This is a genomic window from Nocardiopsis sp. NPDC006938 (assembly GCF_042869555.1).
Taxonomy (GTDB): domain Bacteria; phylum Actinomycetota; class Actinomycetes; order Streptosporangiales; family Streptosporangiaceae; genus Nocardiopsis.
In genome coordinates this window covers 164,996-178,869 of the sequence record NZ_JBIAGA010000008.1, presented here as the reverse complement: position 1 = coordinate 178,869, position 13,874 = coordinate 164,996, and the positions used below count along the sequence as shown (strand labels likewise).

Sequence of the window (13,874 nt, the reverse complement as noted above, 5' to 3'; positions counted from 1 at the left end):
TCCCGGACGCCCGTCGTGTCCGGCCCGTGTGGTCAGTTCAGGAGTCGGGCCAGGTCCACCCGGGACCTGATGTTGAGCTTGCGGAAGATGCCGCGCAGGTGGTGTTCCACGGTGCGCGGGCTGATGAACATGTGCGCGGCCACCTCGCGGTTGGTCGCTCCCTCCGCCACCAGCTGGGCGATCTGCTGCTGTTGGGCGGTCAGGTCACTCGTCGCCGGGGTCTGCGGGCCGCGTTCGGCGGTACCGATGGCGCGCAGCTCCGCGCGGGTCTGCCTGACCCACAGCCGGGCGCCGAAGCGCTCGAAGGTCTCCAGCGCGTTGTACAGGTGCTCCCGGGCACGCCCGGGCAGGCGCGACCTCCGCAGGGAGGCGCCGAAGAGCAGCTGGGTGCGCGCGTGTTCGACGTCGTCGTCCCCGCAGGCCCGGTGCAGGTCGAGCGCGGCCTCGAAGTGGTCGACCGCCTCCTCTCCGGTGGTGAGCAGGCCGTCCCCCCGCGCGGCCAGGGCCAGGGCGCTCCGGCTCCCCACGGCCTCGGCCCAGCCCCGGTACCCGGCCTGGGAGGCGCGGGCCCACCCGGTCTTGCCCGTGCGGACCGCCGCCTCCACGAAGTGCGGCGCGGTGACCAGGCGCATGGTGGGGTGCCCGTGTCCGGGACCGGCGTGGACCAGGGAACGCAGACGGAAGAAGGCGTCGGCGGCGTTGCCCCGTGAGAGTTCGAGGACGGCCTGGGCCCAGGAGGCCAGGGCGGAGGGCAGGCCGAGGCTCTTCTCTCCCGCCTGGGCGGCCACCGCCCGCGCCCGGATGCGGCAGGTGTCGACGTCGCCCTGAATGGCGGCGACCATCGCCAGGGCGGCCAGGTTCTGGGCCTCCCAGATGGACTGGCCGGACTCGCGGGAGGCGCGCAGGCCCGCCAGCGCCGTCCCGGCGGCGGACGGGAAGCGCCCGCTCCAGAACTCGGAGAAGACGAGGAAGGCCAGCGCGGAGGGGACGAACACGAGTTCCCCTCGGGAGCGGGCCGACTCCGCCGCCCGGGAGGTGGCGGTGCGGACGAAGGGGGCGTCCCCGAGGCGGAGGCCGCAGATCCCGGCCCACACCAGCTCCGAGGGGGCCGTCATCCCGTCTGAGAGCCGGATCGCCTCACGCAGCAGCGGCGTGGAGTTCACGTAGTCGCCCCGGAACGAGACCGTGCACCCCTCCAGGAAGGCGGCGATCAACCGCATCGAGGGCGGATCGTCCGGGCGGACCAGGGGGACGGCGAGCTCCGCGGCCCGGGCGTGGCGGACCGGGTCCCCCGCGTAGGAGGCGCTGTCGGCGGAGCGGACCAGGGCGCGCAGGGCGAGCCAGCGGTCGTGCGGGATCAGGTCGCGTCCGGCGGCGTACAACCGTTCGGCGGAGTCGATGGCGTTGGAGTCGCACGTCTGGAACTCGGCCTCGATGAGGTCGACCACGGCCCGGCGGCGGTCGGACACCACGAGAGGTCGGGCCCGCGCCAGCAACCGCGCGGCGCGCTCGGGTTCGCCCGCGAGGTGGGACTCGTGGGAGGCGGTGGCCAGACGGCAGGCGCGTTCGTCGGGGTCGGGGCTGAGCGCGGCGGCGCGCTCGTGGGTGCGGGAGGCGGCGAGGGGGCCGGACAGGTGTTTGGCCCGCCGGGCCGCGGCCGAGATCCGGTCGGCGAGCTCCGCGTCGGGCGCCTCGGCACCACAGGCGGCGTGCCGGGCGAACTCGACGGGGGCGTGCTCGCGGTCGGTTACCCCGGCCAGGGCGCGGTGGGCCCCGCGCAGACGGCCCGCCGGGGCGCCCTGGACCACGGCCTCTCGGAGAAGCGGGTCGAGGAAGACCAGGGTGTCGCCGTCCACCCGCACCAGGTCGCGTTCCTCGGCCGGTTCGAGAGTGGACACCGAGGGGGCCGGTCCGGTCCGGGAGGGCGCGTGCGGTTCGGGGTCGCGGTCGGCGTCCAGGAGCTGGTGGACCGGGGGTGCGTCGGCCAACGCGCCGAGCAACAGCAGCCTTCGGGCTCCCTCTGGGAGTTCCTCGTACGGGGCGAGCAGAGCAGAACGCAGCCGTGCCGCCAACGGAAGGGGTTCCGGCAGGGGTTCCCGGTCCCGGACCTGCTCCGGGCTCAGGGTCGAAAGGAAGCCGAGGGCGGCGGCGGGGTTGCCGTGCGCCGCGCGGACCAGTTCCTCCCGGACCCGGGGCGACAGCTGGGCGGGGGCGCGGTCGGTGAGCAGGTCGTGGACCGCGCGGTCCTCCAGCGGGGCGAGGACGAGCTCGGTCACCCCGGGGACCGGGCCGGGCTCGGTGGGCGCGGTGTGCCCGTCCCGGGCGGTGAACGCCGCGGCGATCCGGGTCCCCGTGAGTCGGCGGGCGGCGAACGCCAGGGCGTCGAGGGAGGCGGGGTCGAGGAGTTCGGCGTCGTCCACGCACAGGAGGAGGGGGCGCTCCGCGCTCGCCTCGGAGAGGAGTTCGAGCACGGCGGTGTAGAGCGGGTAGCGGTCGGCGGCGGTGAGGACGCCTCGGGTGAGGGCCTCGCGCAGGAGGTCGCGCTGGGAGGCCGGGAGGCGGTCGAGCCCGGACAGGACGGGGCGCAGGAGGCGTTGGAGACCCGAGCAGGGGAGGTCGGTCTCGGTGCGGACTCCGGCCACGCGGAGGACGGTGAAGTCCCCTGCGGTGTCGTGCGCGTGGTCGAGCAGGAGGCTCCGTCCCCGGCCCGGCCCGCCCGTGAGGAGGAGGGCCGCGCCCCGGCCCGACCTCGCGTCGCCCAGGGCATCGGCCAGGGCCCCGCGCTCCGTGTCCCGTCCCCGGAGGCGTACGCTCTGGGGCTCCCTGTCCCGTTCCGTCACGCTGATCACATTCGCACAGCGCCGCCCCGATCCGGCAGGTGTGGAGGTACACACTGGTCGTTTCACTGATACCCGCCCCGAGCCGCGCGTGGCGGTCGGGCACGGGGGTGCTGGTGGTTCTCAGGTGCCTTCCGGGAGAGGGGGGTCGCATGAGGAGACGGTGGCCCTTTGAGGACCTCCGCTCCGAAAGAGTGACTCCAGTCACCCTTCCAGCGTGATATCGGAACCCCCACCGTGTCCGTCCAGGTAGTCAGGACGCAACGCACGGTCGGCGCCCTCCCGCGATCCAGACCATCGACACAAACGGCTCTTTAGATACCTTTTTGTCCACTGCGGGACACTGTCGCGGCCGTCCCGGCCCGGGATATCCAGTGCGGGACGCACTGGATCGGACAGCCGGAGGACCCGTATGGAGAACCGCTCCCTGACAGCGGACGACCGACGCATACCCGTCGGCGGCGCGAACCGACCCCTGACGTTCGGTGTGGAGGAGGAGTTCTTCGTCGTCGACCCGCGCACCCGCCGCATCCTCTCCCGGGCCCCCGACGTCCTGTCCCGTGTCCGGACCTTCGGCCCGCACCTGTGCGGTGAGTTCACCCGCACCCAGGTGGAGGCCAACAGCCCCGTGTGCACCACCTCGGAGGAGGCGTACGCGTTCCTGGTGACCGCCAGGGAGGAACTCCACCGGGCCGCCGACGACGCGGGCCTGGCCGTGGCCGCCACCGGTACACCCGTCCTGGGAGACCCCTCGTCGGCGGACGTCAGCGAGGGCCACCGCTACTCGGCCATCGCCTCGCACTTCGGAGCGCTGCGCGACTCCCACGTGGTCTGCGGCTGCCACGTGCACGTCGGCGTCCCCGACCCGGCCACCGCCGTGGCCGTCAGCGACCACCTGCGCCGCTGGCTGCCCTTCCTGGTCGCGCTGGCCGCCAACTCGCCCTTCCAGTCCGGACGCGACACCGGCCACGCCAGCTGGCGCACGGTCACCTGGAACCGGCTCCCCTCGGCCGGTCCGCCGCCCCTGATGCGCACGGTCAAGGAGCACGAGAGCGCCGTCCAGGGGCTGACCTCGACCGGGGCGATCCTGGACCGCCACATGGTCTACTGGGACATCCGCCTCTCCGACCACCTGCCCACCCTGGAGATCCGGGTGGGCGACGTGGCCGCCACCGCCGAGGAGGCCCTGCTGTTCGCCGCTCTCACCCGGGGGTTGGCGGCGCGGGTGCTGGTGGACGTGCGCAGCGGCGTCCCCGCGCCCGCCGTCAGCACCCACACCCTGCGGGCCGCCGTGTGGCGGGCGGCGAAGGAGGGGCTGGAGGGGGTGGTCCCCGACCCGCTGACCGGCGAGGCCCTCACGGCGAGCGCCGCCATGGAACGGGTCCGCCGGGCCGCCCTGCCCGGACTGGCCGTCTCCGGGGACACCGACCTGGTGTCCTCACTGCTCGACCGCGTCCTGACCCTGGGCTCGGGCGCGCACCGCCAGCGCGTCGCCTACGCGCGGCGGGAGCGGATGACCGACGTGGTGGACCACGTGGTGGCCCAGACCCGCGAGGGCCTGGGAACCGTCTCCCCGGTCGGACACCCGCCGCTCTGACACCGCGTCGAGGGCCCGGGCGAACCGGGCCCGGGGCGTCCGATCCGCAACCGGTCGCCGAACGGTCGCGGTGGGGAGGGCGGGCCCCTCCCCGGCACGACCGGCTACCCGCCCAGGAGCGCCCGGAGCTCCTCGGCGGTCGGCGGGTCGGCGCCCTCCCGGGTGACCGTGTGGGCGGCCGCGGTGACGGCGTGCGTCAGCAGCCCCACCAGGTCGTCCTCGGTCAGCCCCGCCAGACGGCTCCCGGGCCGTTCGCCCAACCTCCCGTCCAGGTCGAGACGGTGCAGCAGGGCCCCCATGAAGGAGTCGCCCGCGCCGACGGTGTCCGCGACCTCCACGCTCGGCGCCGGAACGGCCGCCTCCACACCGTGCGAGAGGGCGAACGCGCCGTCCCCGCCGAGGGTGACCACGACCAGGGCCGCACCGAGCGCTGCCAGGGCGTGCGCCGCCCGTTCCGGGGCGAGGCCCGGATACAGGTAGGCCAGGTCCTCGTCGCTGGCCTTGACCACGTGGGCGTGGGCGGCGTGCCGCAGCGCGCGGGCCCGGGCCCGCTCCGGGTCCCCGACCGCGTCCGGACGGATGTTGGGGTCCAGGGAGACCGTCACCCGGCCGCGGCCGTGCTCACGGCGCAGCAGCTCCTCGATCCGCGTGGCCCCCGGCTCCCGGAACAGGGCGATCGACGCGGCGTGCAGGGCCCGGATACCGGGTTCCAGGGTGTCGGGGAGCTCGCCGGGCGCCCACCGCCAGTCGGCCGCGTCGTCCATCCGGAAGTCGTACCGTGCCGATCCGTCCGCGCCGAGCGTGGCCAGCGCGAGGGCGGTCGGCTCCTCGGCCCGGACCAGACCGGCGGGGTCCAGGCCCCCGGCCAGGAGGCGAGCGCGGACGAGCTCGCCGAAGCCGTCGGCGCCGATCCGGGCCAGCAGACGCGTGGGTGTTCCCAGACGGGCGGCGGCCAGCGCCGTGTTGGCCGGGCCACCGCCCGGCGCGGCCCTCAGCACGTCGGGGCCGTGCCGGGTGGGCAGCAGGTCCATGACGTTCTCCCCGACCACCACCAGCCGGGGCGTTCGGGTGCCGCCCCGGTCCGGCGACACGTCCTCGGGGCCGGTGCGCCGTGCCTCCTCGCTCATCGCCGTCCTCCGTCACCGGTCAGGGCCGCCGCCACGGAGGTCGAGAACCCGACCTGCGGCATCAGGGTGGCCTGGTAGGCGTGGTAGACGTCCGGTTTGCCCGCCCAGACCGAACCCGAGGGGCGGTTGCCGGGGTCGAGTTCGTGCCGCCAGCTGCCGTGTTCGCGGTCCACGTGGCAGCGGTCGGCGTAGTCCCACCAGCGCTCGTACCACTCGGTGTAGGAGTCCTCCCCGGTGCGCAGGGCCAGGGCCCACGCGGCCATGGTGGCCTCGGCGGTCACCCAGTGCATGCGCTGGCGCACCACCGGACGGTCCTCCCAGTCCAGGGTGTAGGCGAAACCCTCCGCTCCGTCCACGTTCCAGCCCCGCCGGACGGCGTTGGAGAAGAGGTGTTCGGCGTCGGCGCGCAGCCAGGCCGGGGCGTCCTCCCCCGCGCGCTCCAGGGCGAGTTCGAGGTGGAGGAGGAGGCGGGCCCACTCCAGGAGGTGGCCCGTGGTGCTGCCGTAGGGGCGGAAGGGGTGGTCGGGGTGGTCCCGGTTGTAGTCGGGCAGCGGCCGCCAGTCCGGGGTGAAGTGCTCGGGCAGGCGCCAGTCGTGCTCCGCGGCCACGCCGCGGACGAGGCGTTCGGCCACGGCCAGGGCGCGACGGGTCCACCCGGTGTCGCCGGTGGCGTCGGCGGCGGCCAGGAGCGCCTCCACCCAGTGCATGGCGCTGTTGGCGCCCCGGTAGGGCTCGGTGACGGTCCAGCCCGCGTCCCAGCTCTCCCGGACGCAGTCCGCCTCCGGCTCCCAGAAGTGCGTGTCGAACACCCTCAGGGCCTCGTGCAACAGGTCCCGGGCACCGGGGCGCCGGGCGAGGGTCGCCGACGAGGCCGCCAGGACCACGAAGGAGTGCGGGTAGGCGGACTTGTCCGGACGCTTCTGGGAGCGCTCCCGGTCGCTGGCGGTGGCCGTTTCCTCCGGTACCGCGTCGAACCAGCCCCCCAGGTCGGCGTCGCGCAGAGGGCCGTCGAGCGCGGCCAGCCCGTGGTCGGCGAGCTCCGCCGCGCGGGCGTCGCCCCGCAGGTGCGCCAGCGAGAACACGTGCGTCATGCGCGCGGTGATCCAGGTCTCCGTGGGACGGTCGGGCTCGGTGGCGCCCCGGGCGTCCAGCCAGCCGAACCCGTCCGGGACGGCCGCGCCGACGGCGAAGTCGACCAGACGGTGCTCCTCGGCCCCCAACCACGCGGGGGAACCCGGGGACGGGCGTGTCGAAGTGGTCAAACCAGTGCCTCCTCAGGGGGTCGTTGCGGGCGTAACGCTATCCCGCGCCGCGCGTCCCGGGAAAGGCTCCGCCCGGGGAGCGGTCGGCGGCGGTGCACGTCCACCGGATCTGGTCGGCCACGCTGAGGGGGTCGTCGGCCATCGGGATGTGCCCGACCCCCAGCAGCGAGACCATGCGCGCGTTGGGCACCCGCCGGTGGGCGTTGTCCGCGCTCGACGGCAGCAGGGTCCGGTCGCGGTCCCCCCACGCGATGGTCACCGGGCAGTGGATCGGACGCGGGGTGAAGTCATAGTCGGCGATCCTCGGCACCATGCGCACGTAGGGCGCACCGGGGGTGAGCCCCTGGATACCGAACCGGGTCGCCTTGGCCTCCGGCGAGGAGGGGTCGCCGCGCAGGGCGATCCGGGCGGCGGCCCGCGCGGGAGCGGTGTCGGCGAGCCGCTCCTTCAGCGGCATGGGGAGGTGCGTGGCGAGGTTGGCCACCGCGCCCACGGTGCGCATGCCCCAGCGGGCGAACCGGTCGGAGAACCCGGCCGGGGAGAACACCGTCACCGACCCGGCCACCCCCTGGACCCCCAGTTCCAGGGCGATGGAACCGCCCAGGGAGTTGCCGGCCAGGTGCGGGCGCTCCAGGCCGTGGAGCTCGCAGAACTCCCGCACCACCCGCACCAGGCTGTGCACGTCGTAGGGTTGGCGCAGTTCCGGCGCCGGGGAGTCGCCGAACCCCGGGAGGTCCAGGCTGACCACCTCGAAGCGGTCGGTCAGCCTGGGCGACACCGACTTCCAACTCTGTCTGCGGTCGCCGAGGCCGTGCAGCAGGAGGACCGGGCGACCGCTGCCGCGCCGCTCGAACGCGATGTGCCTGGGGTTCATCCCACCGGTCTACCCGAGGTAACCGTCCCGGCCACCGGGTCGGACCAGGAAACTGGGCAAAAGCTGTGCCCCCGTTGACCCGGCGACCGGGCGCGAACGCGGGGCGGCGGTCAGCAGCAGACCCGACACGACGGCGACCAGGCCCAGCACCGGGGCGAGGCCGAAGCCCAGACCGGCCACGGTCAGGGCCAGCAGCCCGCCGCCGATCAGCGCCGCCGCGACCAGGACGCGGACCAGGCCCGGGTCGCCCCGCAGGACCTTGGGTGGCTCCTCGAAACGCACCGCCCAGTGGGCCAACGGCAGCAGGAGCGGCAGCAGGACCGCCACCCCGAGCACGCCCCACAGCAGCCACAGGCCGGTCATCGGTTCGGGGGTGTCGATCCCCAGCCCGTACACGACCGCCCCCGCGACCACCGAGATCGGCAGCATGTGCCACAGGTACACCGTCATCAACTGGGGCGACACGCGGTCCAGCATCCGCGCCGGGCCGGTCCGGTCCGACCACGCGGAGATCCGGTTCCGCAGGAGCATCGCCACACCGACCTGCACGGCGCCCAGCGCGGCCAGCACCAGGGTCGGCGGGGCCACGTTCGAGGTCTCGGCGGCGAACACACCCGTCATGTTCAGCGAGTAGGGGCCCACGTACACCAGGACCACGGCGGTGACGGCGCCGACCCCGGTCATCCACACCGCGTGAGGGCGGCGGATCGATGCCGTCGCGTATCGGAACCCGAGCTGGTGCACGGCCAGCCAGACGAAGGCCACGTTCAGGAAGCCGAAGGCCTCGACCCCGAAACCGAACCGGCTCAGGTCCACGACCACGGCACCGAGGAGCAGGGCCGCCGGGACCCACCAGCCGAACCGCTCCTGGGCGGCGACCAGGACGGGGGTCGCCACGACCACCAGCACGTACACGGCCAGGAACCACAGCACCATGCCCGCGGCGCCCGCGCCGACCAGGACCGGCTGTTGGGGGGCTCCGCCCAGCACCGCCAGGTGCGAGGCGAGAATCCACACCACCGCGAGGGGCACCACCGGCCAGGCCAGTCGCCGCAGCCGCTTGGCCCACCAGACCGGGGCCGACTCCCCCCGTCCCCGGGCCGAACGCCAGCTGATCAGGTTGGCCGCGCCGCCCACGAAGAAGATCAGCGGCATGACCTGGGAGACCCAGGTGAGCGCGAACCCTCCCGGCGTGCTCAGGACGCTGGTCGCCGCGAGGTCCCCCTCGGACTGCACGGTCAGCACCGGCAGCCACCAGTGCTGGACGACCACCAGGACCATCACGAACAGGCGCAGGGCGTCGAGGAAGCGGTCACGTCCTCTGGGACGGGGCATGCCCGCCGCCGGAGCCGCGGAGGGGGCCGGGGTCCGGTCCCCGCCCGCGTTCGCGGGATCGGCGATCAGGGTCATGGATTGTCGCTCCTTGGTCTTTCCCGGAGTCCGGGGGCCGTGCACGCCTTCCGTGCCCGCGCGCGCCATCCGGTCCGCGCGGCCCCGACGGGACCGGCTCGGGCCGACGCGCGCCCTCACCACGGGTGCCCGCAGCCGAGCGCGCGGTCGGGCACGTGGTGGCGCATCGCTGGTATCGACCCTAGGTTCGGGGCGCGGGGGGCCGCGAGGGCGCTGGGCACCCTCTCCCCCGGCGGCCAGCCCACCCCTCTGGGGTGGTGCCAGCACTACCGTGTCCTCTGGTTCCCTTGGGGCGCGGGGGTGTTCGCGTCACCGGAGGGGATGACCGGCCCGAATCCGGTGGGAGCGGTGGGCCGCGAGGGGTCAGGGAGCGGTGGGCACAGCCCGCTTGTGGGCGGTCACACCGTAGCGTTCCACGAGCGCGCGGACCACATCGTCCGCGACCGGCAGGCCCTCGAGGAAGTCGTCGATCTGATCGTAGGTCAGCCCGAGCGCCTCCTCGTCGGGCTTTTGCGGGGTGAGCGTCTCCAGGTCCGCGGTGGGCACCTTCTCGACCAGGTCCTTCGGGGCACCCAGCCTGGCGGCCACGGCGCGTACCCGGCGCTTGGTCAGACCGGCGAGGGGGACCAGGTCGACCCCGCCGTCACCGTACTTGGTGAAGAAGCCGGTGACCGCCTCGGCGGCGTGGTCGGTGCCGACCACCAGGCCGCGCGCGGCCCCCGCGATCGCGTACTGGGCGATCATCCGCTGCCGCGCCTTGACGTTGCCGACGACGAAGTCCTCGGCGAAGGCGTGTTCGTGGGTCACCCCGGCCCGGGTGAGGGAGGCCGCCATGGCGTCCGTGGCCGGACGCACGTCCACGGTCAGGCAGCGGTCCGGCGCTCCGAACTCCACGGCCCGGGTCGCGTCCTCCTCGTCGGCCTGGGTCCCGTAGGGCAGGCGGACGGCCACGTACTCGGCCTCGTGCCCGCTCTCGCGGGCCCGGTCGACGGCCAGGCGGCACAGGCGCCCGGCGGTGAGCGAGTCCACGCCCCCGCTGATCCCGAGGACCAGGGCCCGGGAACCGTTCGTGGTGAGCCGCTCCGCGAGGAAGGCCACGCGGCGCTCGATCTCTGCGTCGACGTCGAGGTGCTCGGGGACCCCCAGGTCGCGGATGATCTCACGGCGCTGTTCGTCCAGCTCGGTCTCGGTCACGGGAGCTCCCTGCCTCTGGTGCGTGGTCCACCGATTATCACCCGTGGCACGGAGCGCTTCACCACGTGGTCAGGCCTACGCGCGCAGGCGCTCGGCGAACCGCTCGTAGTCGACCACGACCCCGTCGCCGTCCACGGACAGCCGGTACTCGCCGTGGAGGGGGTCGCGGTAGGTGTACCGCTCCAGCCCGTCCTCCGCCGGGTGGCGGGTGTAGCGCTGACGGACACGGCGGACCCTCAGGGAGGGGACGTCGATCCACGCGACCGTGATGTCGCGGTGCTCCCCCGGCCGCAGGCCCAGGCGTCGGATGGGCAGCGTGTTCGTGAGCGGGGTGGCGGCGACGTCGGCGTCCAGGCAGCCCACGAGCTCGGGGAGGGGTCGGCCGTCCCCGTCGCTCCAGCGGCCGTCCCTGGCCCGGAGCGTGACCGCCCGGGGGCCGGAGGCGGAGAGCACCTCGGCACGGACCTCGCGCGTCGTCCACGCCAGGTCCGTGCGAACGGTGAAGCGCACGAAAAAGCGCTCCTCCCCCTCCACCACGGTCTCCCCGGCCTCCAGCCGGTGACCGTCGGGGTCGGGCAGCACGGCTCCCACCCCCAACCCCCGGGGGACGTCGGTGCGGGTCCAGGCGGCCGGGTGTTCCGTCAGTGACGACATGTGACCGTTCTACCGTTCTGGGCGGTGCCGCGCCAGAGCGCGAGCGTGCCCGTGCCGAACGTGACACGGGCACGGAAGCCTTTCGTTACGGGACCCGCGGCCCGTTCCGGGGAACGCCGCGGGTCCCGTGGGAGGGGTGTCAGGAGACGGTCTGCGGCTCCTCGTCCCGGCCGCCGGCCCTGACCTCGTCACGCATGCGGTCGAAGTCCTCCTCCATGTGCTTGCTGACCCTGCCCAGACCGTTGAAGGCCAGGATGCACAGCACGCTCAGGAGGACGGCGGGGACCATCGCGTAGATGCCGACGAAACCCACCACGAAGTCGCCGAACGCGTTCATGAGCACCGCGTCCGAGGGGGCGGCCATGACGGCGTACACCGCGGTGCCGGAGAACCACTCGCCCAGGGACTCCCAGACGATGGCGACCGTGGCACCGGCGACCATGCCCGCCAGAGCGCCCGCCCAGGTCATCCGGCGCCAGAACAGGGCGAAGAGCAGCACCGGACCGAAGCCCGCCCCGAAGCCCGCCCAGGCGTAGCCGACCAGGCCCATGACGGACTGGTCTCCATAGAGGGCGACCAGCGCCGCGACCACGGCCACCACCACGACGGCCAGGCGGCTGAGCCACATGAGCAGCTTGGGGCTGGCGTCCTTGTTGAAGTAGGCGCGGTAGACGTCCTCGGTGATGGCGGAGGAGGCCACCAACAGCTGGGAGTCGGCGGTGCTCATGACCGCCGCCAGGATCGCGGCCAGCAGGAAGCCCGCGACCCACGGGTTCATCAGGGCGTCGATGAGGCGGGGGAAGACCTGTTCGGGGTCGTCCAGCGGCGTGTCGAAGTAGGCGATGCCGACGAATCCGACGATCAGCGCGAGCGCCATGGCGGTGACCGCCCAGGAAACGCTGATGGTCGCGGCCTTCGGAATGTCCCGGAGGGAGCGGATGCCCATGTAGCGGGAGAGGATGTGCGGCTGGCCGAAGTAGCCGAAGCCCCAGGCCAGACCGGAGGCGATGACGACCCAGCCGAGCGTCTCCGCGGAGACCCAGGCGCCGTCGGCCAGGGACGAGCCGCCGAAGGCCGACATCAGGTTCTCGCCCTTGGCGTTGACGCCGTCGACGACCCCGCCGAGGCCGCCCACGACGCTGATGGCGACGACGGGAACGATGAGCAGGGCCAGCCACATCATCATCGCCTGCACCACGTCCGTCACGGAGACCGCGAGGTAGCCGCCGATGACCGTGTAGGCGACCACGATGCCGAGGCCGATGAGCACGGCCAGCTCCGGATTGAGCCCGAAGACCTGGTCGAACAGCGACATCATCGCGGTCATGCCGGAGGCGACGTAGAAGAAGTAGAAGACGATGATGACGATCGCCGAGACCGCGCGCAGGAGGCGCGTGCGGTCGTTGAACCGGTTCTCCAGGAAGGAGGAGAGGGTGAGCGAGTCCGACTCGCCCCCGTGCCGGGAGTCGGTGACGCGTTCGGTGTACACCCGCAGGCGCGGTGCGATGAGAATCCAGCTGCCGAGGAAGCCGGAGGCGAGTCCGACGGCGATCCAGGCCTCCCCGAGACCGGACATGTAGATGGCACCGGGCAGGCCCATCAGGAGCCAGCCGCTGAAGTCACTGGCGTTGGCGCTGAGGGCGGTGACCAGACTGCCGAGTTTGCGGCCGCCCAGGACGAAGTCGGACTGCGACTGCGTGCGGCTGTAGAAGTACACAGCCATCGCGACCATGAGGCCGAGATAGATCACGAAGGTCACGATCGGTCCGACCAAGGAGTCGGGATTCAACCGTCTCCTCCTTTCCCTGAAGAACGGCGACGTTCGGCCGCTTAGCGCTGATTGCGAAGAACAGGGCGATCATTACGGTTGGTAGCCCGGACCACAATGCCCTGTGTGCGAAACAACACCCGGTCGAGACCTGGTCGAGTTCTTGACCAGGCAGAATTGTCCACTCGGCCATCGACGCCGAGGGCTGTTTGTCTGATCGGACATACGGAGCCTCCTCGCGGCGCGCGATCGTCCCGCATGGTGAGACAGTGATCGCACCCGGTCACACCGGCGCCCCGCGCGGGCCCCGCGCGCTCAGGTGAACAGCTCCCGTAGCCGCCGTTCCACCCGGGCCAGGTGCCCGCCCAGGGCCAGCCGCGCCGCCTCGGGGTCGCGCGCCCGCACCGCACCGACGATCCGCCGGTGCTCGCCGTCACTGGCCGCCAGTCCGCCCTCGGACGGCGGTGCCGCGTCCATGAGCTGGTTGATGCGCATCCGCGCGTCCGTGAGGGCGGCGGCCGTCCACTCCGAGCCGGTCAGCTGGGCCAGGGTGATGTGGAAGACGGTGTCGCAGCGCCGGTAGTCGGCGGGCCCGGCGCCGGCGGCCACCCCCACCCGCCGGTCCAGGAGGTCGTGCTGGTCCACACTGAGCCCGGTCTCGGCCAGCCGGACCACGGCACCCGTCTCCAGCGTGCGGCGGAAAGCGAGCAGGTCCTCCAGGGCGGTGCCGTGCGCGCCCAGCCCGCGCCGCGCCTCGTCGGGCGTGGGTCTCGGGGGGAGGTGGGCGACGAAGGTGCCGCCGCCGCGCCCGCGCCGGGACCGCACGTGGCCGCGCTCGCGCAGGACGCGGATCGCCTCGCGCAGGGTGACGCGGCTGACGCCGAGCCGGGAGGAGAGGTCGCGCTCGGCCGGGAAGCGGCCGCCCGGCGGGACGACACCGAGCCTGATGGCGCACATCAGCCGCTCGACGGTGACCTCCAGGGCGTTGTCGGCGCGGACGCGGCGAAAGACCGCGTCGGCCGCGGGATCACGGGAAGGGATCACCCGGCCAGCTTAGGCCGTGTTCCCCACGCTCGCCCGGAAAAAGGCCTATCCTCACCTTATCGACCCGTCGTTTGTCTGTGGGATGAAAGGAACACGCAACTCACGGT

The 13,874-nt window shown here is 73.4% G+C and carries 10 protein-coding genes; 1 reads left to right on the top strand and 9 read right to left on the bottom strand.

What is annotated here, in order from left to right:
* Positions 1-32: 32 nt before the first annotated feature.
* Positions 33-2,849, bottom strand: a complete 2,817-nt coding sequence (locus tag ACFYL4_RS14790) for a LuxR C-terminal-related transcriptional regulator (protein ID WP_387518753.1) — start codon at positions 2,847-2,849, stop codon at positions 33-35.
* Between the two features lie 400 nt (positions 2,850-3,249).
* Between ACFYL4_RS14790 and ACFYL4_RS14785 the strand changes: the two genes are divergently transcribed.
* Positions 3,250-4,434, top strand: coding sequence for a glutamate--cysteine ligase (locus ACFYL4_RS14785; protein ID WP_357763961.1), 1,185 nt, complete (start codon positions 3,250-3,252; stop codon positions 4,432-4,434).
* 104 nt (positions 4,435-4,538) lie between these two features.
* On the opposite strand, the gene ACFYL4_RS14780 is transcribed toward ACFYL4_RS14785, so the two are convergent.
* The 8 genes from ACFYL4_RS14780 to ACFYL4_RS14745 all read right to left on the bottom strand — a co-directional run bounded on the left by ACFYL4_RS14780 (position 4,539) and on the right by ACFYL4_RS14745 (position 13,767).
* Positions 4,539-5,561: a carbohydrate kinase gene (locus tag ACFYL4_RS14780; RefSeq protein WP_387518751.1), complete on the bottom strand. Its 1,023-nt coding sequence runs from the start codon at positions 5,559-5,561 to the stop codon at positions 4,539-4,541.
* Complete coding sequence (locus tag ACFYL4_RS14775; RefSeq protein WP_387518749.1) at positions 5,558-6,823, bottom strand: AGE family epimerase/isomerase; 1,266 nt, start codon at positions 6,821-6,823, stop codon at positions 5,558-5,560. Before ACFYL4_RS14775 ends, ACFYL4_RS14780 begins: the two co-directional genes overlap by 4 nt.
* A 37-nt stretch (positions 6,824-6,860) precedes the next feature.
* The gene (locus ACFYL4_RS14770) at positions 6,861-7,697 is read right to left on the bottom strand and encodes an alpha/beta hydrolase (protein WP_357763969.1); all 837 of its coding nucleotides are present in this window, start codon (positions 7,695-7,697) and stop codon (positions 6,861-6,863) included.
* Between the two features lie 9 nt (positions 7,698-7,706).
* Entirely contained in the window at positions 7,707-9,107 is a 1,401-nt protein-coding gene (locus ACFYL4_RS14765; RefSeq protein ID WP_387518747.1) for an acyltransferase, read from the bottom strand.
* A gap of 363 nt (positions 9,108-9,470) precedes the next feature.
* Positions 9,471-10,301, bottom strand: a complete 831-nt coding sequence (nadE, locus tag ACFYL4_RS14760; RefSeq protein ID WP_357763975.1) for an ammonia-dependent NAD(+) synthetase — start codon at positions 10,299-10,301, stop codon at positions 9,471-9,473.
* Between the two features lie 75 nt (positions 10,302-10,376).
* A complete protein-coding gene (locus ACFYL4_RS14755) occupies positions 10,377-10,955 on the bottom strand; it encodes a putative glycolipid-binding domain-containing protein (RefSeq protein WP_387518744.1) in 579 nt (192 codons plus the stop codon).
* A gap of 139 nt (positions 10,956-11,094) precedes the next feature.
* Complete coding sequence (putP, locus tag ACFYL4_RS14750; RefSeq protein WP_387518822.1) at positions 11,095-12,687, bottom strand: sodium/proline symporter PutP; 1,593 nt, start codon at positions 12,685-12,687, stop codon at positions 11,095-11,097.
* Between the two features lie 351 nt (positions 12,688-13,038).
* On the bottom strand, positions 13,039-13,767 hold the full coding sequence (locus tag ACFYL4_RS14745; protein WP_387518742.1) for a FadR/GntR family transcriptional regulator: 729 nt from the start codon (positions 13,765-13,767) through the stop codon (positions 13,039-13,041).
* Positions 13,768-13,874: the final 107 nt, after the last annotated feature.